This is a genomic window from Bartonella sp. MU70NMGDW (genome assembly GCF_042194085.1).
GTDB classification, from domain to species: domain Bacteria; phylum Pseudomonadota; class Alphaproteobacteria; order Rhizobiales; family Rhizobiaceae; genus Bartonella; species Bartonella grahamii.
Window position 1 is genome coordinate 1,271 of record NZ_JBHIMK010000025.1, and the last position, 23,129, is coordinate 24,399.

The 23,129-nt window shown below is 38.2% G+C and carries 19 protein-coding genes; 6 read left to right on the plus strand and 13 right to left on the minus strand.

Going from position 1 to position 23,129, the window contains the following annotated elements; all coding sequences use genetic code 11:
- Positions 1–852 precede the first annotated feature (852 nt).
- The 10 genes from ACFIKE_RS03990 to nth form a co-directional block, all read right to left on the minus strand.
- On the minus strand, positions 853–1,239 hold the full coding sequence (locus ACFIKE_RS03990; protein ID WP_375625454.1) for a YbaN family protein: 387 nt from the start codon (positions 1,237–1,239) through the stop codon (positions 853–855).
- 409 nt (positions 1,240–1,648) lie between these two features.
- A complete protein-coding gene (locus ACFIKE_RS03995; protein WP_012754509.1) occupies positions 1,649–2,554 on the minus strand; it encodes a metal ABC transporter permease in 906 nt (301 codons plus the stop codon).
- Positions 2,551–3,417, minus strand: a complete 867-nt coding sequence (locus ACFIKE_RS04000; RefSeq protein ID WP_375625452.1) for a metal ABC transporter permease — start codon at positions 3,415–3,417, stop codon at positions 2,551–2,553. Before ACFIKE_RS04000 ends, ACFIKE_RS03995 begins: the two co-directional genes overlap by 4 nt.
- On the minus strand, positions 3,414–4,244 hold the full coding sequence (locus ACFIKE_RS04005; RefSeq protein WP_375626222.1) for a manganese/iron ABC transporter ATP-binding protein: 831 nt from the start codon (positions 4,242–4,244) through the stop codon (positions 3,414–3,416). Before ACFIKE_RS04005 ends, ACFIKE_RS04000 begins: the two co-directional genes overlap by 4 nt.
- Positions 4,241–5,149, minus strand: coding sequence for a metal ABC transporter substrate-binding protein (locus ACFIKE_RS04010; protein WP_375648454.1), 909 nt, complete (start codon positions 5,147–5,149; stop codon positions 4,241–4,243). Before ACFIKE_RS04010 ends, ACFIKE_RS04005 begins: the two co-directional genes overlap by 4 nt.
- 291 nt (positions 5,150–5,440) lie before the next feature.
- The gene (pheT, locus tag ACFIKE_RS04015) at positions 5,441–7,855 is read right to left on the minus strand and encodes a phenylalanine--tRNA ligase subunit beta (RefSeq protein WP_375648455.1); all 2,415 of its coding nucleotides are present in this window, start codon (positions 7,853–7,855) and stop codon (positions 5,441–5,443) included.
- Between the two features lie 32 nt (positions 7,856–7,887).
- A complete protein-coding gene (gene pheS / locus ACFIKE_RS04020; RefSeq protein ID WP_375648456.1) occupies positions 7,888–8,970 on the minus strand; it encodes a phenylalanine--tRNA ligase subunit alpha in 1,083 nt (360 codons plus the stop codon).
- A 93-nt stretch (positions 8,971–9,063) separates the two neighbouring features.
- Positions 9,064–9,465, minus strand: a complete 402-nt coding sequence (rplT, locus tag ACFIKE_RS04025) for a 50S ribosomal protein L20 (protein WP_375626228.1) — start codon at positions 9,463–9,465, stop codon at positions 9,064–9,066.
- A gap of 33 nt (positions 9,466–9,498) precedes the next feature.
- Positions 9,499–9,702 (minus strand): 50S ribosomal protein L35, encoded by a 204-nt coding sequence (rpmI, locus tag ACFIKE_RS04030; RefSeq protein WP_012754516.1) that lies wholly within the window; start codon positions 9,700–9,702, stop codon positions 9,499–9,501.
- 154 nt (positions 9,703–9,856) lie between these two features.
- Positions 9,857–10,597 carry an endonuclease III gene (gene nth / locus ACFIKE_RS04035; RefSeq protein ID WP_375626231.1) on the minus strand — a complete coding sequence of 247 codons (741 nt, stop codon included), beginning with the start codon at positions 10,595–10,597 and terminating at the stop codon, positions 9,857–9,859.
- 120 nt (positions 10,598–10,717) lie between these two features.
- Between nth and ACFIKE_RS04040 the strand changes: the two genes are divergently transcribed.
- The 3 genes from ACFIKE_RS04040 to ilvD all read left to right on the plus strand — a co-directional run bounded on the left by ACFIKE_RS04040 (position 10,718) and on the right by ilvD (position 14,100).
- Positions 10,718–11,149 carry an Hsp20 family protein gene (locus ACFIKE_RS04040; protein WP_375625445.1) on the plus strand — a complete coding sequence of 144 codons (432 nt, stop codon included), beginning with the start codon at positions 10,718–10,720 and terminating at the stop codon, positions 11,147–11,149.
- A 26-nt stretch (positions 11,150–11,175) separates the two neighbouring features.
- Complete coding sequence (locus tag ACFIKE_RS04045; RefSeq protein ID WP_012754519.1) at positions 11,176–11,427, plus strand: DUF1150 domain-containing protein; 252 nt, start codon at positions 11,176–11,178, stop codon at positions 11,425–11,427.
- Between the two features lie 834 nt (positions 11,428–12,261).
- On the plus strand, positions 12,262–14,100 hold the full coding sequence (gene ilvD / locus ACFIKE_RS04050; protein ID WP_375648457.1) for a dihydroxy-acid dehydratase: 1,839 nt from the start codon (positions 12,262–12,264) through the stop codon (positions 14,098–14,100).
- Between the two features lie 1,059 nt (positions 14,101–15,159).
- Here the strand turns inward: ilvD and mutS are convergent.
- Entirely contained in the window at positions 15,160–17,904 is a 2,745-nt protein-coding gene (mutS, locus tag ACFIKE_RS04055; RefSeq protein ID WP_375648458.1) for a DNA mismatch repair protein MutS, read from the minus strand.
- Between the two features lie 195 nt (positions 17,905–18,099).
- On the opposite strand from mutS, the gene ACFIKE_RS04060 reads away from it, so the two are divergent.
- Positions 18,100–20,400 (plus strand): NADP-dependent malic enzyme, encoded by a 2,301-nt coding sequence (locus ACFIKE_RS04060; RefSeq protein WP_375648459.1) that lies wholly within the window; start codon positions 18,100–18,102, stop codon positions 20,398–20,400.
- A 67-nt stretch (positions 20,401–20,467) separates the two neighbouring features.
- Here the strand turns inward: ACFIKE_RS04060 and secB are convergent, their stop codons facing one another.
- Together secB and ACFIKE_RS04070 are read right to left on the minus strand one after the other, a co-directional pair.
- Positions 20,468–20,944 carry a protein-export chaperone SecB gene (secB, locus tag ACFIKE_RS04065; protein ID WP_375625440.1) on the minus strand — a complete coding sequence of 159 codons (477 nt, stop codon included), beginning with the start codon at positions 20,942–20,944 and terminating at the stop codon, positions 20,468–20,470.
- Positions 20,945–21,086: 142 nt separating this feature from the next.
- A complete protein-coding gene (locus ACFIKE_RS04070) occupies positions 21,087–21,581 on the minus strand; it encodes an FxsA family protein (RefSeq protein ID WP_375625439.1) in 495 nt (164 codons plus the stop codon).
- Positions 21,582–21,754: 173 nt separating this feature from the next.
- Here ACFIKE_RS04070 and ACFIKE_RS04075 point away from each other — a divergent pair, with 173 nt between their 5' ends.
- Together ACFIKE_RS04075 and ACFIKE_RS04080 are read left to right on the plus strand one after the other, a co-directional pair.
- On the plus strand, positions 21,755–22,447 hold the full coding sequence (locus tag ACFIKE_RS04075) for a Tim44/TimA family putative adaptor protein (protein ID WP_375648460.1): 693 nt from the start codon (positions 21,755–21,757) through the stop codon (positions 22,445–22,447).
- A gap of 52 nt (positions 22,448–22,499) precedes the next feature.
- On the plus strand, positions 22,500–23,090 hold the full coding sequence (locus tag ACFIKE_RS04080; protein ID WP_375648461.1) for a Smr/MutS family protein: 591 nt from the start codon (positions 22,500–22,502) through the stop codon (positions 23,088–23,090).
- The last annotated feature ends 39 nt before the right edge of the window (positions 23,091–23,129 follow it).

The following is a 23,129-nucleotide window of genomic DNA, read 5'->3' on the forward strand; positions in this document are numbered from 1 at the left end:
TGTAACATTAGGAATTGCTAAGGCAACATTGGAGGATGACAAATAGCATGGTGACTATCAGTGTGCATTTTGCAAGGCAAGGATGATAGTGCCCAAATAGATTTTATAAACTTTACAGGAGATTTTACTTTATCCAATGTATGGTCTGCTATCATGAAATGCGTAAAGCGTTGAGAAATGTTTCATAAAAATAAATGTGTAAATAACATGATTTGGGAGACCTTTTGTTTTACATGGGGGGCATGACCTCATTAACAAACAGAGAATGCAATAATATTTTTATTTCGAATAAGCTTACACAAAGATAGAGAATTTATTTATTCGCATATTATAATAAGAATGCGTGTATGCATAAAACCATCTGAAAAATTCTGTTGTTTTTTAAGAATTATCCTTAAGCTAAGAACAGATGTAACATTAAAGATTAATATAATAGACCGGTTTCTTAACTGTATAAGTATAAAATGATGATGTTTAGTAAGCTTTGTATTATATCCTCATTAAGAGATATGAAAACAAACGAAACGTCTTTTTAGAAAGAAAAGGCTATCATATCAATGACTTTTCAATGACGTATATATAGAGATTCATACAAACATGTCTTATAAAAATAATGACTCTCTTCCATGAATGTGGTTTATCCAAGTGAGAACATTTTGAGTGTGCGTAAACAGTCTTCTTTGTTCATAAAAATCATTTCACAAACATATTATTAATTAATTGCTTTCAAAAAGCTTACTACTTCATATGCATTTTGGATATGGAGAGCTTATATTCAAAACTTAAAAGTCCTCATAGTTTTTACAAATAAGTCGAAGCTAAAAAGAATATCTCATAAAGCCTTTTCTATCCTTATGAAGATGGACGTGTTACAATATAAATGCCAATTAGCAATAATATAACCGCAGCAAGTAAGGAAATCCATAAAGGAGGGTGTACCATTACGAAAAAGGATAAAAATCCTCCTGTCATACTCATCATTGCAAAAACTTTAACGAATGGAGAGATTGCTTTTTTTTCTTCCCATCGCTTAAGAGGGGGACCAAAAATACGATGATTATTCAACCATTGATGAAAACGTGGAGAAGAACGGGTAAAACACCATGAGGCAACCAATAAAAAAGGCACAGTTGGCATAATAGGTAATACTACACCGATAATACCTAATATAACCATTATCCAACCTGCTATATAATAGCAGATACGCAAAAGATGCGATATCTTCAAATCGTTTTTCATTTTCTCGTACTATTTTCCTCTACGCAAAACCTTCTACAAAAACATTGTATCTGTTTTTTTCTGTTTACATGTCCGAGTGCACAATTACGTTCTACCCTTTTATGCGTAAGCGTCTTTGCTGTTATAAGTTCCTTGAAAATACCGAATAGCTTACGCAATATGATAATCATTTTAAATGATTTCAAGAAAAGAGAAGAGATTTTAGAAAATCAAAAAAATAAAAAGGCTGCAGAATAAATCAATGCAGCCTCTTAATTAAGAATGCAGCGTTGGGGGGGGAGAAAATGCACTGCATTCACCTGCTAGACATTAGGAGGAAAAATAACCTAGCACCCCGAACTCTAATTAAAATAAAAATGAGAAACAATATATAAAAATGCATGGCTGATATGCATGAAATTTAACACTTTCAAGTTTCTTGAACTGTGTTTTGACGAAAGAAAATCATCATGAAAATAGCCATAAAAATCAACGTCAAGATCAACACAATTGTGGAAGCAGAATCAGAGCCGATAAATAAGCTGAGATAAATCCCTAAAAAACCAGAAAAAGCTGCAACAAGTATCGCGATCATTAACATAAAAGAAAACCGCTTTGTAACAAGATAAGCAATTGCTCCTGGTGCTATCAGTAAAGAAATAACGAGCACGATACCTACAGCTTTCAGAGCCGCAACAATTGTAAGAGAAATCATCGTTAGAAGGGTATAGTGGAGTAGAGATATTGGTAACCCCATTGCATGTCCTTGAACTGTATCAAAAATATACAGCATAAAGTCGCGCCATTTTGCTGCTAAAATGAAAGTGACAACAGCAGAAATAATCGCCGTTTGTGTTATATCAAGCCAGTTAACACCCAAAAGATTACCAAATAGAATATGATTCAAATCTAAGCTACTATAAATAGACGTGGCTAAAACAAGCCCCAAACCAAACATCGAAGAAAATACCACACCCATTACCGTGTCCTGTTTGATACGGCTATTGCTCCCTAAAAAACCCGTTAATAGTGCACACACCATTCCTGCAACAAAAGCACCGCAAGTAATCAGAGTCATTGTAATGTTCTCTGGACGCATATGCTGAAACCAAGCAAATGGCAAAGAAGTTAAAAATGCGATTACCCATGGTGTTGTCATATAGCCAACAACAACACCTGGAAAAACTGCATGAGAAATGGCATCGCCTAACAGCGCCCATCCTTTCAAAATAAGAAAACAGGAAAGCATCGCCATGGGAATAGAAAGAATCATGACAATAAGCATACCCTTAAGCATAAAAGAAAACTGAAACGGAAGCAGTAATTGATCAATCATGATAATATTACACCCTTTTTTGCCGCATTTATGCGTAAGCGCGCAGCAATATACCCATGTTTAGGAGCAAAAATAAAAGCCAAAACAAATAAAGATGCTTGAAAAAGCACAACAACCCCCCCCGTTTGTGCATTTAAAAAATAACTCACATAAACACCCAAAACACTCGTAAATGTTCCAATTATAACTGCAATAACCAAGATATTCACGAAACGATCACTTAAAAGATAGGCTGTTGCCCCAGGTGTCACAACAAGACAAATAACCAAGAACGCTCCAACGGTTTGCATAGCAGCAACAGTACAAGCAGCAAGTAATGTGAAAAAGAGAATCTTTAAAAACTTTACATTTAATCCAATGGCATGCGCATGCGTTTCATCAAATAACGAAACAAGAAGATCTTTCCATTTCAAAAGCAATATAAGCAACGAAAAAAAGCCGATAAAAGCCAATTGTAGAATATCTGATGAACTGACGGCTAAAATATTTCCCAAAACAATCGTATCAATATTAACAGCCATTGGTTTTAATGATTTGAGAAACAACCCAAAGGCAAAAAAGGAAGAAAAAATGAGTCCAATAATGGTATCTTCTTTCAGCTTTGTCCGGTGGTTAAAAAAGAGCATTGCTGCTGCTGCAAGACCACCAGAAAAAAAAGCACCGAGTGAAAAAGGTAACCCTAAAAGGTAAGCTCCTGCTACACCAGGAACAATCGAATGGGAAAGAGCATCACCAATTAATGACCAACCTTTTAACATCAAAAAAGCTGAAAGAAAGGCACAAACACACCCAACCAACCCAGAAACCCACATTGCATTCACCATATATTGATAGCTTAGTGGCTCAAGCAACCAAGAAATCATGCAACGTTCTCCACTCTTTCAATATCTTCACAAACTGCAGCCTGCTTTCTTCCCATGAAAACATCATTTTTTTTTGTGCTTTGAAGATCAAAAATATGGTGGTGCAAAGACCCTCCAAAAGTTTTCTCCAGATTTTCCTTTGTAAAGATTTTTTCTGTTAACCCAGAAGCTAAAACGGTTCCTTTTATTAAAACTGTATGATCACAAAATTCGCGAACAGAACCCAAATTGTGAGTTGAAACCAAGATCACTGCTCCTTCTTTACGAAGATCTTGTAACAAAGCAATGATTTTATCTTCTGTTGTAACGTCAACCCCTGTAAATGGCTCATCTAATAAAATAGCTTTTGCTTTCTGTGCAAGAGCGCGTGCTAGGAAAACACGCTTTTTCTGTCCACCAGAAAGTTCTCCAATCTGGCGCTTGGCAAAAGCCAACATATCAACGCGTTCTAAGGCAATACGAACGGCTTCATAATCTTGTGTACGGGCATAGCGAAAGAAATTCATATGACCGTACCGCCCCATCAATACAACATCTTCGACCAAGACGGGAAAATTCCAATCAACATCTTCACTTTGAGGAACATAAGCAATAAGGTTTTTTTTCAAAGCTATATCAACGGGCAAATCAAACATGCGAATTTTTCCCTTTGAGGGGCGTACAAACCCCATAATCGCTTTAAATAACGTTGACTTACCGGATCCATTAACACCAACTAATGCCGTAATAGAACCCTTTGGACTTTCAAAATTTACTTCGCGTAAAGCTGTATGTCCATTACGATAAGTTACCGTTACTCCTTGGGCAAATATTCCAGATTCCATCATTGGCTTTTTACTCCCTCTAATAAAGCATTGCTAATACGCCCACTCGTGACACGTAATAAATCAATATAAGTGGGTACCTCACCATTTTTCTCACTTAAAGAATCAACATAAAGAACACCACCGTATTTAGCCCCTGTTTCTCTGGCAACCTGCTTAGCAGGTGCAGGGGAAATAGTGCTTTCAGAAAAAACTGCATGAATATTGTATTTGCGAACCATATCAATAACATGCTTGACTTGCTGTGGTGTTCCTTGCTGGTCAGCATTGATGGGCCATAAATAAAGTTCTTTTAGATCAAAATCACGCGCCAAATAGCTAAAAGCCCCCTCACTGGTCACAAGCCAACGTTTATCTTGTGGTACGGCTTCTAATTCAGCCCTAATTGGATCAATTGTTGCACGAATTTTCTGTTTATAAATTTCAGCATTCTCTTTATAAATTTCAGCATGTTCAGGATCATATTTTACAAAAGCATCGCGAATATTATCAACGTAAATCAAAGCAGAGGTCGGTGACATCCACGCATGAGGATTGGGTTTGCCGCTAAAGGGGCCATCACCAATTTTAATGGGTACAACACCTTTTGAAACAACAACACTTGGAACATCCTTGATGTTTTGAAAAAACTTTTCAAACCAAAGCTCTAACTCTAATCCATTCCACAATACAAGGTTAGCTCCCTGGGCACGCATAAGATCGCGTGGGGTGGGTTGATATTCATGAATTTCCGCACCTGGTTTTGTAATGGATTCAACCTCAGCGGCATCACCTGCTACATTGCGTGCCATATCAGCAATGATAGTGAATGTCGTAACAGCTTTAAATTTACCAGCACACAAAGCAAAATTGGGTGTAAAAAAAATAACACTTCCAAAAACTATGCTGAAAAACGTTCTTACGTTCATTGATTCTCTCTTTCCTCTATATGCTTTCTTTTTATTGCAAATAATTTGCATTATCATTTAGCAATAGCAGTTATCTTTTACATTTGCAATGAAGGATTAAGAGAAAAAATAACTTTTCAAGATGTTTAGAAATAGTTTTTTTCATATTGAAAAAATTGATGATTTAAGCAGCTTGTTTTGGTAAGGAGCACCGCTTTCAAGAAGCTCTATCGCTCTTGAATGCCAAATAAAAAGGGAGCACTCAAAAATGCTCCCACTTCATGTAAAATATCTCATAAAAAATGAAAATACTCAGTAGCGCAAATATGCACCTGTCATTTTGGTAACATTATCCACGATCTTTAAGGCAAGCTTTTCTAAATCTTCATCTGTTAGAGTCCGTTCTATGGGCTGAATAGTTACTTCAATCGCAACAGATTTTTTATCTTCGCCAAAGCTTAAATCTTCAAAAATATCAAAAATCTGCACTGAATGAATAAGTTTTTTATCGGCTCCACTTGCCGCACGAATAATAAGAGAAGAGGCAACAGTTTTATCCGCTATAAAGGCAAAATCACGCCGCACCATTTGAAAAGGTGAGAGTTTCAAAGGAGGACGGCTTTTGGTCGTTTTTTTCTTTGATTCTGGAATTCTGTCTAGAAAAATTTCAAAGCCGCATAAAGGGCCACTGACATCTAACTTTTCTAATGTAGCAGGATGAAAAACACCAAAAAAACCAAGAATAATCTTTGATCCAAGTTTTATGACACCTGAACGACCAGGATGATACCAATCGGGCGCTCCAACTTCAATCTGCACTTTTCCAACATCCATATCGCATGCCTCTAAAATAGCTAAAGCATCTGCTTTGGCATCAAAAACATCAACGACGGTTGCATTTCCATTCCAAAAACGACCAGCCCCTTTAAATTGCTCTGTTCCACGACGAATCCCACTAACAACACGGTGTTGTTTATCAGGGGTATCGCCTTCATAAATATTGGAAACTTCAAACAAAGCAAGATCGGAAAAACCACGATCAGCATTTCTCTGTGCCGCCATAATCAAACCAGGTAAAAGGGAAGGACGCATCATTGACATATCAGCAGCAATAGGATTAACCAATTTAAGCTCTTCTTGACCTCCTCCAAAAGCAAGAGCTTGATTTTCAGAAATAAAAGACCATGTTACCGCTTCTTTCATACCACGTTGCACTAAAGCCAAACGTGTAGCACGTGAACGAATTTGTGCGCATGTTAAAATTTGATCTTTTCCTTCTGCGAAGTTTTCCAAAGGAATAGGTTTAATTTTATCTAGCCCATAAATCCTCATGACTTCTTCCACCAAATCGGCTTTCCCCATAATATCAGGGCGCCATGATGGTACTTTTACTGTAACGACATCTCCTTTTCCTTCAACGAAAAATCCAAGTTTTGTTAAAATAGAGATGACTTTTTCAGGCTCTATTTCCAAATTGGTTAAACGTTTAATTTCAGAAAAAGGAAAAACGATCTGTTTGATTTCTTGTTGCTGATAGCCAGCGATCCTCTTCTTAGATACTTCACCACCACAAAGACTTAAGACCAATTCTGTTGCAATCTCAAGCCCTGTTTCCATAAAAGCCGGATCAACACCTCGTTCAAATCGATAACGCGCATCACTGATAAGACCTAATGCTCTTCCTGTTTGTGCAATGTTTTTCGCATCCCAAAGCGCCGATTCAATAATAACACGATGTGTTGTTTCATCACAACTCGTTCTTTCACCGCCCATGATACCGGCAATCGAAACAATCCCATCGTCATCTGCAATGACACAATTCTTAGCGCCCAAATGATAGATTTTTCCGTTCAGTGCTTGAAGCTGTTCTCCTTCACGAGCACAACGTACACACAAATTACCTTTAATTTTATCTGCATCAAAAACATGGAGTGGACGACCAAGGTCAAAACTGATGTAATTGGTCATATCAACAAGCGCATTAATCGGTCTCAAACCAATTGCATTCAAACGCTGTTGCATCCACTGTGGCGATGCTCCATTTTGAACATTGCGAACTTCACGCCAAGCAAAACCTAAACATAATGATGAATCTTGTGAAAAATCTAATGAAATATCGAGAGGTGTTTCAAAGGAAGGTTCAAATTTTGACAAGGATAATTCTTTTAATTTTCCCATTCCGGTGGCAGCAAGATCACGGGCAATACCACGAACACCTGTACAATCAGAGCGATTGGGGGTCAAACCAATATCAATAATCGGATCATCTAAACCAGCATAAGCTGCAAATGAATCTCCAATAGGTGCATCTTTTGGAAGTTCGATAATCCCGTCATGTTCATTTGATAATTCAAGTTCCGCTTGCGAACACATCATCCCAAAACTTTCAACACCGCGGATTTTTCCTACAGATAATGTCACATCGAGTCCTGAAATATAAGTGCCTGGTAGTGCCAGAACACCAACAAGACCTGCACGCGCATTTGGTGCTCCACAGACAACTTGAACAGGTGTAGAAGTCCCTGTATCGACGGACAGAATCTGGAGTTTATCTGCATCAGGATGTTTTATTGCAGTTAAAACTTTTGCAATCACAAAACCTTTTAAAGAAGACCGATCATCAACGTAATCAACCTCAAGACCTATAGCTGTTAGTTTCTCACAAATTTCATCCAAAGATGCATTTGTCTCTAAGTGATCTTTTAACCACGACAATGTAAATTTCATTTTAAAACCTCACATGAAAGCGATGACTAAGATCACATATTTCTATTAGGAAAAAAAGCAGGCATATCAAAGCAATGAAAGCCATAATGGTCTAACCAACGCAGATCGGCATCAAAAAAAGCCCGTAAATCAGGCATACCGTATTTCAACATGGCAATACGATCAATGCCCATTCCCCAAGCAAAGCCTTGATATTCATCGGGATCTAAACCAACATTTTTCAACACATGAGGATGCACCATTCCGCATCCTAAAATTTCCAACCAATCCTGTCCTTCTCCGAATTTTACTTCTGAACCAGAACGATCACATTGAATATCCACTTCCATAGATGGTTCGGTAAAAGGGAAAAAAGAGGGACGAAAACGCATTTTTACAGAGGGAACTTCAAAAAATTCTTTACAAAAGGTTTCATGTAACCACATCATATGAGCAATGGTGGAGGTTTTATCAATGACAAGACCTTCTACCTGATGGAACATGGGAGAATGTGTTGCATCCGAATCCATGCGGTAAGTTTTTCCAGGAATAATGATCCGTATCGGTGCTTTTTGTTTTTCTAGTGTGCGAATTTGTACGGGTGATGTATGGGTCCGCAATAATTTTCGTTCTCCCATTTTATCGACATCAAAAAAGAAGGTATCATGCATTTCGCGTGCTGGATGCCCTTCAGGAAAATTCAATGCCGTAAAATTATAATAATCTGTTTCAATATCAGGTCCCTCTGCAAGAGAAAAACCCAACTTCGTATAAATGACAATAATTTCCTCAATCACCTGTGAAATAGGATGAATGCGTCCCCGTTCTATAGGTGAAGAGCGAACAGGCAAGGTAACATCAACCGTTTCACGAGAAAGACGGGCATCCATTGCCTGTCTTTTCAGAAGATCACGCTTTTGCGCCCATAATTCTAAAATACGATTTTTTAATCCATTAAGAACTGGTCCAACTTTATGGCGCTCGCTAGCATCCATTTTTCCTAATGCTTTTAATTTTTCAGAGATGCTACCTTTTTTACCCAATGCTGCAATACGCACTGCTTCAAGTGCCTGTTCATCACCCGCTGCCTCTAAGGCTAAACAAATTTCTTGTTCCAGACGCTCAATATCGTTCATATTTTTGCCTATTTTTTTAATAAAAAAACCCGCACTCGCAACAGCCAGCACGGGACCTCGAATAAATAAATGCTTTAAGAGAACACGACTGGCTTACTTGACAGCGCCTTCGAAAGCATTAGGTGTCGTATCTTTTAAATATTCCAAAGCCTTTTTTGCCGAGGCAATTAAAGCAGAAAATGCTTCTGCCTCATAGATCGCTATATCTGAAAGAACCTTACGATCAACCTCAATACCGGCTTTTGATAAACCATCAATAAAACGTCCATAAGTTAAACCTTCTGCGCGAACAGCCGCATTAATTCTCTGAATCCACAAAGCACGGAAAGTACGTTTCCTATTTTTGCGATCACGATAAGCGTATTGCTTTGAACGATCAACTGCTGCTTTAGCTGCACGAATGGTATTTTTACGACGACCGTAAAAACCTTCAGCCTGTTTAAGAACTTTTTTGTGCTTAGCGTGTGCTGTCACACCTCTTTTCACACGTGCCATATTATAATCTCCTCAAAATCAAAAGCGTAAGGTTTAAACACCATTCGGCAAATAATGCTGAACGACTTTTTTAGCATCTTGTTCACACAAAACCATTGTTCCACGTGCATCGCGAATAAATTTATTCGAACGCTTAATCATACCGTGGCGCTTACCGGCAGCTGCTACTTTAATTTTGCCTGACGCAGTGATTTTAAACCGCTTTTTAGCGGATGATTTGGTCTTCATCTTGGGCATTTTGCTACTCCGTACATTAATTTATTCAATCAAACATTTTATTCACTCAAGCGGACCAACGCTTGAACAAGCATTTAAACAGCCACGGCATGCCCTGCCGGGCGGTTCTAATAGTGTTTCCATAAGCTAGTATACACAAAATAGCAAGACCGTATTACAAAAAAATCGGAGCTCCATTGCCTTGAAGCTCAACTAAAGGTGCCGGAATAGCATTTGTTTTGATAGCTGCTTTACATAGATCAGCAATAATGCATTGCCTACATTGTGCTTTACGTGCTTGGCAAACATAGCGTCCATGTAAAATCAGCCAATGATGTGCATGACGAAGATAATGGATTGGTATAATCTTTAATAATTTTTTCTCAACAATCTCCGGTGTTTTGCCAGGCGCTAAACCAAGACGATTGCTTAAGCGAAAAATATGTGTATCTACTGCCAATGTAGGCTGACCAAAAGCAACATTCAAAACAACATTAGCCGTTTTGCGCCCCACTCCAGGAAGGGACATAAGTGCTTCACGCGTATCAGGTACTTGACCGCCATAACAATCAATTAAACAGTTGCAAAGTGCATAAACATTGCGTGCTTTTGCTCGCCAAAGACCAATTGAACGGATATGATGTGCTATTTCTTCTTCTCCTAATGCAACCATTTTTTCCGGTTGATCAGCAAGGCGAAATAATTCTTTTGTCGCTTTATTAACGCTTACATCTGTCGCTTGAGCCGAAAGCACAACGGCAACCAAAAGCGTAAAAATATTTGTATAGATAAGATCACTCTTAGGCGCTGGACGTTGCACAGAAAAACGGTGAAATATTTCTTCAATTTCACTTTCATTATATAATATACCAGATAAATTTCGCACTTTTGATAATTTTATGGTACTTTGAGGCATTGAACTCTCTTAAATCTTCTCTCTTGAAGTTATCATTCACGCTCGCCATATGAGAGGAATGCAGCGAACGCTTTTATAGAGTTTGGTCAAGTAAAGCCTTTTTAAAGAGGATACTCATGAATGACACATGTGACACCTTTCTCCAATCCTTTTCTTTTAGGGTTTGAAACCGTAGAAAAAATATTGCAACGTATCGGTAAAGCTGATGAGGCTTACCCAGCCTATAATATTGAACGTTTGCATAAAAATGATGATGCAAATCATATCCGGATAACTTTGGCTGTTGCTGGATTTAAGGTTAACCATCTTAATATTTTGCTCGATGATAATCAATTGGTTATTCATGGTAAACAAACAGATAACCAAAATCATCAATATTTATATCGCGGTATAGCTGCGCGACAATTCCAGCGAACCTTTGTTCTCGCGGAAGGGATGCATGTTACAAATGCAGAGTTGAAAAATGGTCTTTTATCAATTAATCTGTATCAACCAAAGTTAAAAAAAGAAATAAAACAGATTCCAATTAAAGTCAGTAGTGGTGAGTCATAAAAGTTAAGGCGTAAAGGAACAGTGAAATGGGAGAACATAAACAGAACTTGTCGTTTCAGAACACATCCTACTCTGATGCGGGACAGATTGCCTATTTAAAAAAAGTTTGTACAGATGATCTGGCTAAAAATTTTCCAGATCTTCCACCAATGACCCCAGGAATTACGATATGGGCTCTCTTTGGTGAAACAGGTTATCCTATCATTTTATCCGATGAGCGTTCTATCGCTCTTGCTGGAGCCAATGAGCATGAACTACAAATTGTAACTCTGCACTAGATTACCTTACGAGAAAACGCTGTACTCTTTGTAAATTCTATCTGTTTTTTCGTAAAGGGTGTAATGTGAGTTATAATGAGATAAGTATTGGTTTATATTCATAATTAATTTTTTACAACTGGAATGAGAGTCCCGAATATCATAAGGTTCTCTCATTTTAGATCCTCTTGTATTAAAACAATTAAAGTCACTTGCTTGTATGTCACACGCAGGGAAAGCCATTTAGATAAAAACGCTTGAAGGAAGGAATAAAAATATCTCTTGTTAATTGTCTTAATTACCAAGGATGTTCGCAATATTGGGGATGAGAAAAATGTATGATGGTGTCAGTTTGTTTCTTCATAAGTGTGAAGATGTTCTCTATAGATTTATATTATTCACGGGGATTTTTATACCATTCATAGGCGCTATCGTGAAATAGGTTCGAGTGTGCATTGAAAGGTGTAAAGCTGAATTGTAAGGAGATGATAGATTTTTACCATGATGCCTTTATATTCTTTCCAAATTAGGCTGTCTTCTTGTTCCAGAAATTACGCAAACAGATAGATGCAATATACTTACCAAATCTGGCATACAAAAATCTGGAACAGTTCGTGCCACACTGAAGCGTTTTGATATTTGTCTCAAACGTGGAATTGCACAGGGATTAGATGTTGATTAACAGGTAATAAGAAAAACAAAGGCTTTATGAAAAAGTTTATGCAGAGCTTTTAATTTTGTGCTTCAAATGCCTCAGTACAAGGTATTTTTCTCTTTTGAATATTAAAGCTCTTGTTTTTATAATGAAGTTACAGCACAACAAGCAAAATGGAATTATTTGAGGGGAAAAAAATAATGCCTTCTTACCGTTCAAGAATATCGACCCACGGGCGTAATATGGCAGGAGCCCGCGGACTTTGGCGTGCAACAGGGATGAAAGATACTGATTTTGGTAAACCCATTATTGCGATTGCGAATTCTTTTACACAATTTGTACCAGGGCATGTCCATTTAAAAGATCTTGGGCAATTAGTCGCACAACAGATAGCAGTTGCCGGTGGTGTTGCGAAAGAATTTAATACCATTGCTGTAGATGATGGAATTGCGATGGGGCACGATGGAATGCTCTATTCTTTGCCCTCACGTGAAATCATTGCTGATTCTGTAGAGTACATGGTTAATGCACATTGTGCGGATGCACTTGTCTGTATTTCTAATTGTGACAAAATTACGCCTGGTATGTTAATGGCTGCTTTACGGTTGAATATTCCGACAATCTTTGTTTCCGGCGGTCCTATGGAAGCAGGTAAGATTAAATGGAAGGATCAAGATCTAAGGGTTGATTTGGTCGATGCCATGGTCGCAGCAGCTTCAGAACAGAATTCAGAAGAAGAAGTTGCTGAAATGGAGCGTGCTGCTTGTCCTACATGTGGTTCTTGTTCAGGAATGTTTACAGCCAACTCCATGAATTGCTTAACGGAAGCATTGGGGCTTTCGCTTCCCGGAAATGGATCAATGTTAGCAACACATGCAGATCGACGGATGCTTTTTGAAGAAGCTGGAAAACAGATTGTTGCATTGGTTAAACGTTATTATGAAAAAGATGATGAAACAGTCTTGCCGCGCTCTATTGCTTCACGCAAGGCTTTTGAAAATGCAATGACCGTTGATATTGCTATGGGGGGATCAACCAATACAGTACTGCATCTTTTAGCCGCGGCGCAAGAAGGTGAAGTGGATTTTACCATGACGGATATTGATCATCTTTCACGTCGTGTTCCTGTTTTATGTAAGGTTGCTCCTGCTGTCGCGAATGTACATATGGAAGATGTTCATCGCGCTGGTGGTATTATGGGGCTTTTAGGTGAACTGGATGCGGCAGGACTCATTGATACGTCAACTTATACGGTTCACGCAAAAACAATGAAAGAAGCTCTTTACCGTTGGGATGTGAAACAAACTAATGAATCAACAGTTCGTACATTTTATCGTGCTGCTCCTGGTGGTATTCCAACACAGACAGCTTTTAGCCAATCTTGTCGCTATGAGACCCTTGATCTTGATCGTGAAAAAGGTGTGATTCGCGATAGGGAACATGCATATTCACAAGATGGAGGATTGGCAGTTCTTTATGGAAATCTTGCAAAAGATGGCTGCATTGTAAAAACAGCAGGCGTTGATCAATCAATCTTAACTTTTAAAGGTCCGGCAAGAATTTTTGAAAGCCAAGATTCAGCTGTTTCAGCTATATTAACTGATAAGATTAAAACAGGTGAAATTGTTTTAATCCGTTATGAAGGTCCACGTGGTGGACCTGGAATGCAAGAAATGCTTTATCCAACAAGTTATCTCAAATCTAAAGGATTGGGCAAGGTTTGTGCACTTGTTACAGATGGGCGTTTTTCAGGGGGAAGTTCAGGGCTTTCGATAGGACATATTTCACCAGAAGCTGCTGAAGGAGGAGAAATTGCGTTGGTAGAGGAGGGGGATATCATAGAAATTGATATTCCAAATCGTAGAATTCATATGTTGGTGGATGATATTGAGATGAAGCAGCGCCGTGCTAAGATGGAAGCAAAAGGAAAAGGTGCTTGGCAACCGATTGAGAAGCGTCAGCGTAAAGTTTCAAAGGCTCTCAAAGCCTATGCAGCGATGACCACATCTGCTGCAAAGGGTGCAGTACGTAATATTTGATGAGATGAATGACGCGTCTTATAAAAGAGAGATAGTATTCTGATTTTTTGCATCTTTTGCACGATATTCTAAGCTAATTATTTTATGAGTTTATGAACTTAACAGAATATTTCGAGTCATGATGAGTATGATTAAAAAGCTATCAATACAACTAAAAGCTGCTGAGGATTGCTTATTTTAGCAGCTAGGTAAGACAGATAAAGATAGATATGGTATGATTACTTTTCATATCATATTCCAATTTTATACGAAATTACGATTTCTTGTTACTCATATTTATGAAAGATATTTATTGTAGTGGTGGCATTATCTTGCAATACTGTAAAACACTGTCATTTAGAGCTGTGATATATGGTATTCTTCTTAATATATTTAAGTATTTTTTTAGTGTGTGGTGAATATTCTTAGATTTGTTTATCAGGCTTTGAGTTTAGGTGAATCACATGACTAGGAAGTCAAGGTAAATCTCTTAGAATCTGGACTGTTTGCAGACTTGATTCGAATGAAAATCCTTATCCTTTGAGATGCGGGAAGGAGTTCAAGGATGTTTAGGAAAATAAAATACTGCTGTGATATATTTGATTATATGGTTCATATGAAAACAGTAAAAGAGCTCTTTATAACTTAAAATGTGAAGAAAATGCGAGACCCATTATCTGTGAAGTTATTATGCAAAATGGAGTGGCATCCCAACACCGACAGCTTTAAACTAAAACTGTTGCTATGATAACAATAATATTGATTATGAAAAAGCATAATTCATTAAATATTGCGTATTTGCAAGGTGGAGGAGATTTCATGACAATCTTTGCAAAAAACGACTATCTTGTAAAAATATTCGACATTGACCAATTTTTTGTATACGGGCCAATATTGATCTAAGGAAATATGAAATATAATACATAGGATTTTGCCTCTATATGCATTACACTTATCAAAATATATTGTGTAGAAAAGCGATGGGAATACGGTAAACAACAGTTTATGCTGTGGCATATCAAAAAGGGATACTTTATCTCCTATTAAGAAAGCTTTTTAATAAAAAATAACATCCGTTTTCTATAAAGGGTTGCTCTTTTCAAGCTGTTTGAGGTGGTAAATTGCTTCTAAAGCTTGTTTAGGAGAGAGTTCATCGGGATGGATATTTTTTAAAGCTTCGTGAAGTACACAATGTTTGTTTCTTGCTTCATTGACGGGAGATGTTGCTTTAAGAGAAAAGAGCGGTAAATCATCAATGAGTTTATGTCCTTTTCCAGCCATTTCACCTTGTTCTAATTGATGGAGTACATCTGTTGCTCGTGTAATAACTGCTGGGGGAAGTCCAGCAAGCTTTGCGACTTGTACACCATAGGAACGGTCAGCAGCTCCTGGTGTGACCTCATGAAGAAAAACTACATCACCATCCCAATTTTTGACTTTCATGGTTACATTATGCAGTCTGTCAAGTTTTTCGGTAAGTGCAGTCATTTCATGAAAATGGGTAGCGAGAATAGCACGACAATGGTTAACTTCATGGAGATATTCAACGGCAGCCCAAGCAATAGAAAGTCCATCAAAGGTTGATGTCCCACGCCCTATTTCATCAAGAATAACAAGGGAATGGTGGCTAGCATGATTGAGAATCGTTGCTGTTTCAACCATTTCCATCATAAAGGTTGAGCGTCCCCGTGCAAGGTCATCGGAAGCCCCGACACGACTAAACAAGCGATCAACGACACCAATATGTGCTGAACTTGCTGGAACGAAGGACCCCATTTGCGCCATAATAGCAATAAGAGCATTTTGCCGCAAAAAAGTTGATTTTCCTCCCATATTAGGCCCTGTCAACAGCCAGATTGCTGCATATTGCTGATTTTCTTGTACAGAGAGATCACAATCATTGGCAATAAAAGGTTCTGCTGCTTGTTTGCGAAGTGCTTGCTCGACGACAGGATGGCGTCCTGCTGTGATACGAAAGGTAAGTGAAAGATCAATTTTAGGGCGGCAATATCCTTGTTCTTCAGCAAGATATGCTAAAGCGACAGAGACATCTAAAATAGCAAGTGCTTCAGAGGCTTTACGAATAAAATCAACTTGTTCGGTAATTTCATGAACGAGAATATCAAAAATCTCTAGTTCAAGTGTTAATGCGTGATTGGCGGCATGGGCAATACGGCTTTCAAGGTCAGCAAGCTCTGTTGTCGTAAAACGCATAGCATTTGCCATTGTTTGCCGATGAATAAAACGTGCTTTAGCTTGTGGATTATTTGTAAGAGCAGATGCTTGTGTACTGGTTACTTCAATGAAATAACCTAGAATATTATTATGCTTTATTTTAAGCGTCTTAATATCTGTTTCTTGAGCATATTGCGCTTGAAGTTCAGCAATAACACGGCGCGATTCATCACGTAAAGCACGCATTTCATCGAGCTCTTTATGATAATTTGAACGAATAAAACCACCATCACGTTTAAGGAGCGGGAGATCATCAGCTAATGCTTGTTCTAAATGAAAATATAACGCTGTGGGTAAGTTTGAGAACATCTGTTGTACATCACTTATTTCTTGAGGCAGAAGCTCATTATCAAGAAGTTGATGCAATTCACGAATGATTTCAAAGCCGCGCTGGATTGTCGCCATATCACGGGGACCTCCTCGTCCAAGAGCCAAACGTGAAACGGCGCGGGGCATATCTGGTCCCCCTTTTAAAATAAGCTTTATCGCTTCTGCAAGAGAAGGATTACGTAGAAAAAAATCGATAGAATCCAAACGCGTATCAATAGCTGAAGGAGTGGTGAGGGGAGCAATAAGGCGGTCAATAAGAAGGCGTGATCCTCCTCCTGTTACAGTGCGATCAATAGCTTTTAATAAACTTCCATCCCGTTGACCTGATGTCGTACGAATAAGTTCAAGGCTTAATCTGGTTGCGGCATCAATAAAAAGAGTCGCACTTTCATTTTGGCGCTCAGGCTGCATGAGGGGAGGACGATGCGTTATTTGTGTTTTTTCGATATAACGAATAGCAGCTACAATTGCAGAGAGTTCGGAACGTGAATAATCGGCAACACCTTCAAGAGTTGAGAGTTTAAAATAATTGCAAATATCGCGTTCAGCGGTTAGTGCATCAAAGAGACAAGCAGGTTGAGGTGAAATGATACGATCAAGAACATTAAAAAGTGATTTGTGAAATTTATCATGAAAGAATGAATCAGCAACAATGATTTCTTGTGGATCCACACGCATAATATCTGCTAAAAGTTTTTCTTGGCGGCTTTCTGTTACACGAAATATGCCTGTTGAGATATCAATCCAAGAAAGAGCAAATTCCTCTCCATCGCTAGTTTTTATACGAGAAAGTGTCATCAAATAATTTGCGCGTGTTGGATCAAGGAGTTTTTCTTCTGTTATCGTTCCAGGTGTTACAAGGCGAACAACATCACGCCGAACAACAGATTTTGAGCCACGTTTTTTTGCTTCAGCAGGATCTTCTATTTGCTCACAAACAGCAACTCGGTAACCACAAGCAATCAGTTTTTGTAAATAATCATCAGCAGCATGAACGGGAACACCGCACATAGGAATATCTTGTCCTAAATGTTTTCCGCGTGCTGTGAGTGTGATTCCTAAAGCCTGAGCAGCTTCAATCGCATCATTAAAAAATAATTCATAAAAGTCCCCCATTCGGTAAAAGAGAAGAGAATCATGATGTACGGCTTTGATTTCTATGTACTGCTCCATCATAGGTGTCAGACGTTCTTGAGAGGAAGCAGATGAGGAGGCAGGCTGTGGAATTAAATTATTTTTATGGTTGTCTTTTTTATCCATTTGTACGAGGCCTGTTTCCTTTAAGTGAAGTTTTTACTCTTTTTTGTTTACTTTAATATCTATTTATCTCTAAATTGCAACGCATCATCAGATTTGCTAAGGCAAGAATAGCGATTTCTAATATATGAATCAAATTTAACGACTATACGCATTATCAAGCAAAATTTACACTGTTTTTGGAGAAAATAAAGTGAGATGAAAAAGAGCGAGCAGGATCAGAAAATGTCTCAAACTGTTTACAGTGCGAGCGAAAGAGAAGCTCTAGATTTTCATAGTCGTGGTCGACCAGGAAAGCTTGAGATTGTTGCAACAAAGTCTATGGCAACACAGCATGATTTAGCACTTGCTTATTCACCAGGTGTTGCAGTTCCAGTTAAGGCAATTGCTCAAAATCCAGCGTTAGCTTATGATTATACAGCAAAAGGCAATCTTGTTGCTGTTATTTCAAATGGCACAGCTATCTTAGGGTTAGGTAACTTAGGAGCCCTTGCCTCTAAGCCGGTCATGGAAGGCAAAGCAGTGCTGTTTAAGCGTTTTGCGGATATTGATTCCATTGATTTAGAAATTGATATAAACGATACAGAAAGTTTTATCAATTTGGTGCGTCATTTAGAACCTTCTTTTGGTGGAATTAATCTCGAAGATATTAAGGCGCCAGAGTGCTTTATGATTGAAAGCCGCCTACGCGAGGTGATGAATATACCTGTTTTTCACGATGATCAACATGGTACAGCAATTATTGTTGCTGCTGGTGTTCTCAATGCTTTGACTTTAACAGGGCGCGATATGCAAAATACGCGGTTAGTCTGTAATGGTGCTGGTTCTGCAGGGATTGCTTGTATTGAACTGATTAAAGCGATGGGCTTTCGTTCCGAAAATATCATATTATGTGATACAAAGGGTGTGGTCTATGAAGGCCGCAAAGAGGGAATGAATCAGTGGAAATCTGCGCATGCTATTCAAACAGATAAACGTACGCTTATGGAAGCAATGGAAGGAGCAGATATATTTTTTGGGGTTTCTGCTAAAGGCGCTCTTACTCCTGAAATGGTAAGATCCATGGCACCACAGCCGATCATTTTTGCTATGGCTAATCCTGATCCAGAAATTACGCCGGAAGAGGTTATGCAAGTGCGTCATGATGCCATTGTCGCAACAGGGCGTTCCGATTATCCAAATCAGATTAATAATGTTCTCTGCTTTCCTTATATATTTCGTGGTGCACTTGATGTGCGTGCAAGAGTTATTAATGAAGACATGAAGATTGCTGCGGCAAAGGCTCTTGCTAATTTAGCGCACGAAGAAGTGCCTGACAGCGTTGCAGAAGCTTATCGTGGAAAGCGATTAAAATTTGGTCCTAATTATATCATCCCTGTTCCTTTTGATCCGCGTTTATTAACGGTTGTTTCAATAGCGGTAGCAAAAGCAGCAATGGAAAGTGGTGTTGCGCAAAAGAACATAGATGATTTAGAGGCCTATGAGCGCGATTTGAATGCGAGACGTGATCCTACTTCCTCGATGATGCGTGGGATTTATAATCATGTTCGTCAAGCGCCAAAACAAATTGTCTTTGCAGAAGGTGAAGAAGAGCAAGTTATGCGGGCGGCCGTTTCCTATGTTCATCAAAAATTAGGACAAGCGATTTTGGTTGGTCGTGAAGAGCAAGTAAGAGAAGCGGCTGTTATCGCTGGAATTGATCTGGAGCGTGAAGGTATTTCTATTATGAATGCTAAGCTTTCTTGCCGTACAGATGCTTATGCGAATTATCTTTATAAAAAGATGCAGCGTCAAGGCTGGCTGTTGCGTGATTGTCATCGTCGTATCAATAATGATCGCAATTATTTTGCTGCGTGTATGGTGGCACTAGGAGATGCTGATGCAATGGTTACAGGGGTGACACGCAATTATGAAACAGCGCTGATCGATATACGTCGTGCGATTGATGAAAAACCAAAAGAACGATTGATTGGTATTTCAATGGCTATTTGCCGTGGACGAACTGTGTTTATTGCGGATACAGCCGTTTATGAAAATCCTAATGCTGAAGAACTTGCGGATATAGCGGAACAAACCGCTTCGTTTGTACGTGGATTTGGATATCAACCACGGGTAGCATTTCTAGCATTTTCTACGTTTGGTTATATGAAAGGGCAGATCATACAGAAAATTCAGGATGCGATTAATATTTTGCATGAACGCAAGGTTGATTTTGAGTTTGATGGAGAAATGAGCGCTGATGTGGCACTCAATTCCAAATTGATGCAGCAATATCCATTTATGGGATTAACAGAGCCCGCTAATATTTTGGTTATGCCTGGATATCACGCGTCTTCCATTGCAAGCAAAATGTTACAAGAACTTGGTGGAGCAACCATCATTGGTCCTATTTTAATTGGATTGGAAAAATCTGTCCAAATTGTACCGTTTAGTGGAAGCGATACAGATGTTGTCAATATCGCAATGCTTGCGGCTTATCATGCCGCAAAAGTCGTCTAAAGAAAAAAAGCCCCTAATATACCAATAATATATTAAGGGGCTTTATGATAGCAAAAGAATAAATTTTTTAAGAGGGTTGTATTTGATTGTCGTTTTGTTCTTCAGCGAGACGCTTTTGGAAGAGGGCTGCAAAATCAATAGGATCAATCCATAAAGGTGGAAAACCACCATTTTGAGTAGCATTAGATATAATTTGGCGAGCAAATGGGAATAAAAGACGGGGACATTCAATAAAGACCAATGGCATAACATGTTCTTGTGGAATGTTTTTAAGGTGGAAAACACCACCGTAAATCAGTTCTACATGAAATAAGGTTTCAGTTTCATCATTGGCTTTGACGGAGAGAGACAAAACGACATCATAATTGTCATCACCAATTGGGTTAGCATTGACGTTAATATTGATATCAATTTGTGGTGATTTTTCACGTGTACGCAATGAACGAGGAGCACCTGGGTTTTCGAATGATAAATCTTTTAAATATTGAGTTAATACAGCAAAAACCGGCTCTCCACCACTGTTATTCATTTCATCTTCGGCCATACGACGAACCTCTCTCATTATAATATGTATATTTATTTTAGATCTAAAGACCAAACTGGTTATCACGCCTTGCAAAAGGTTGCAAGAAATGCGCTCTTTATCTTGAATATTTTTTTAGTTTGTTACAGATTTTTTAGGCATTTCAATGGTTATCATCATTTTTGCGCCATGGAGATTCTGTCGTATCATAAATTGTGTAATCTTCTGCGTTAAGATCAATTATTTTTTCAGCGTCATTTTTTCTTTTAGTATTGAGATTCATTTTGTTTTGTAATGATGTAAAAAAATGCCAAACAACAGAGCGAATTGGTTTAATAAGAAGTAATATTCCCAAGAGATCACTTACAAAGCCAGGAAGAATAAGTAAAATTGCACTAAACATGATGAAAACATCATTAATAATATTATTCTCTAATGTGCGTCCTTGGATAAGTTCAGTTTGTATGTTTTTTAAAAGGCTAAACCCTTGAACTCGCAATAAAACAACCCCAACTATGGCTGTGAGAATAACCAAACTCAAAGTTGCTAAAATACCAATTTCTTGACCAACAAAGATAAAACCAGCGATCTCGATTAAAAGACTGCAAAGAAAGATAACAACAAAAAAACGAGGATTTATAGAATAAAATTTTATCACATGCAAATTTCCTTCTGGATGAGTAAGGGGAGAAATTCTTAAGAGCACTCCATTTAATATAAAATCTATAAAAATATTTGAATGGTAGGATTCCTTATTTTACATATTTATTGATAAATGGTATTGACTGCAATGTTTATTAGAGATTTAAGCTTTGGAGATTGACAGCGCCCATGGAATTTGACGTTATACTTGTCATAGCTCTTGTTGTTATGGTTGTTATTTTTGTGCAGCTCCGTAATGTATTAGGGAAACGAATTGGGTTTGAAAAGCCCCCCTTTGATCCTTATTCACGTCGTTCTAAAAAACAGGTTGAAGCAGAAACGACTGATAATATTGTTTCGTTCCCTCATCAGAAAAATTCACAAAAAGACGACTTTAGTGAAATTGATAAAATTGCACCGGAGGGGAGTATTTTGAATAAAAATTTGCGGGAATTGCATAAAATTGATCCTCAATTTTCTCCTCAATTTTTTATAAAAGGTGCACAAATTGCTTATGAAACGATTGTAACAGCTTTTGCCAAAGGTGATCGCAATCAACTTAGAAGCTTGCTTTGTCAGGATGTTTTTGAGAGCTTTTGTACGGCTATTGAGCAACGAGAAAAAAATAAAGAGAGAATAGAGTTCACTTTTGTTGGAATTAATAAGATCGAATTTGTTGCGGCGGCAATACAAGAAAAGGATGAACTTCTAACGATACGTATTGTCAGTGAGATGATTTCTGTTACTTATAATGAACAGGGCGAGCGTATAGACGGTGATCCTGATGCTATTGTAGAAATCAGAGATATTTGGACTTTTGTTCGCAATAGTTTATCATCAGATCCAAACTGGAAGCTTTTTGCTACAGAAAATGAAAATTAAAATACTTTTTGTTTTTCTTCCATAAGCATTCAATGATTTATGAGAAATTAAAATGTCCTCAAGTAAATGGAGACAAAAAAGAGATTTATTGGCTTCACAAGATCGCCTTTTATGGGAGACGGTTTGTCGTACGATAACACCGCTTCACGGTAAGATGCTCTCTTCTACTTCAGAAACGATTGCAAATATTAATGATAAAAAACAGCTTGTAACTCAAATCTCCTCATTGTCTCAGGAAAATCAACAACCCTCGACAATTATTAAAAGCGAAAAGAGGGCAGTTACACAAGCACAAAAGATTCATTTCTTTGATCATGTTGCACATCGTAAAATTTCCCAAGGTCGTTATCCTCTTGAGGCGCGCCTTGATCTCCACGGTTATATGCAGGAAGAAGCTTATTTTTTCTTAAAAAAATTTCTACAATCCTCTCAGCAGAGAGGATTACGTTATGTCCTTGTGATTACAGGAAAAGGACGATCCGTTGGGAGCGATGGAACTTTGTATAGATTTGTTCCGTATTGGTTATCAACACCAGCTTTTCGATATTATGTCCACGCGTTTGAGCAAGCAGGGCGTCAACATGGCGGAGAAGGTGCACTTTATGTTTGGTTGCGCCGTTTTGTGTCGGGAAAAGGAAAGTGATGTTATTGTGGTCGTTCTAGGTTTAATATTTATTTATAC

Excerpts from the sequence above, each read along its gene's own strand:
- ACFIKE_RS03990 (WP_375625454.1), bottom strand. The coding sequence starts at position 1,239 with ATGAAAAACGATTTGAAGATATCGCATCTTTTGCGTATCTGCTATTAT.
- ACFIKE_RS03995 (WP_012754509.1), bottom strand. The coding sequence starts at position 2,554 with ATGATTGATCAATTACTGCTTCCGTTTCAGTTTTCTTTTATGCTTAAG.
- ACFIKE_RS04000 (WP_375625452.1), bottom strand. The coding sequence starts at position 3,417 with ATGATTTCTTGGTTGCTTGAGCCACTAAGCTATCAATATATGGTGAAT.
- ACFIKE_RS04005 (WP_375626222.1), bottom strand. The coding sequence starts at position 4,244 with ATGATGGAATCTGGAATATTTGCCCAAGGAGTAACGGTAACTTATCGT.
- ACFIKE_RS04010 (WP_375648454.1), bottom strand. The coding sequence starts at position 5,149 with ATGAACGTAAGAACGTTTTTCAGCATAGTTTTTGGAAGTGTTATTTTT.
- pheT (WP_375648455.1), bottom strand. The coding sequence starts at position 7,855 with ATGAAATTTACATTGTCGTGGTTAAAAGATCACTTAGAGACAAATGCA.
- pheS (WP_375648456.1), bottom strand. The coding sequence starts at position 8,970 with ATGAACGATATTGAGCGTCTGGAACAAGAAATTTGTTTAGCCTTAGAG.
- rplT (WP_375626228.1), bottom strand. The coding sequence starts at position 9,465 with ATGGCACGTGTGAAAAGAGGTGTGACAGCACACGCTAAGCACAAAAAA.
- rpmI (WP_012754516.1), bottom strand. The coding sequence starts at position 9,702 with ATGCCCAAGATGAAGACCAAATCATCCGCTAAAAAGCGGTTTAAAATC.
- nth (WP_375626231.1), bottom strand. The coding sequence starts at position 10,597 with ATGCCTCAAAGTACCATAAAATTATCAAAAGTGCGAAATTTATCTGGT.
- ACFIKE_RS04040 (WP_375625445.1), top strand. The coding sequence starts at position 10,718 with ATGACACATGTGACACCTTTCTCCAATCCTTTTCTTTTAGGGTTTGAA.
- ACFIKE_RS04045 (WP_012754519.1), top strand. The coding sequence starts at position 11,176 with ATGGGAGAACATAAACAGAACTTGTCGTTTCAGAACACATCCTACTCT.
- ilvD (WP_375648457.1), top strand. The coding sequence starts at position 12,262 with ATGCCTTCTTACCGTTCAAGAATATCGACCCACGGGCGTAATATGGCA.
- mutS (WP_375648458.1), bottom strand. The coding sequence starts at position 17,904 with ATGGATAAAAAAGACAACCATAAAAATAATTTAATTCCACAGCCTGCC.
- ACFIKE_RS04060 (WP_375648459.1), top strand. The coding sequence starts at position 18,100 with ATGAAAAAGAGCGAGCAGGATCAGAAAATGTCTCAAACTGTTTACAGT.
- secB (WP_375625440.1), bottom strand. The coding sequence starts at position 20,944 with ATGGCCGAAGATGAAATGAATAACAGTGGTGGAGAGCCGGTTTTTGCT.
- ACFIKE_RS04075 (WP_375648460.1), top strand. The coding sequence starts at position 21,755 with ATGGAATTTGACGTTATACTTGTCATAGCTCTTGTTGTTATGGTTGTT.
- ACFIKE_RS04080 (WP_375648461.1), top strand. The coding sequence starts at position 22,500 with ATGTCCTCAAGTAAATGGAGACAAAAAAGAGATTTATTGGCTTCACAA.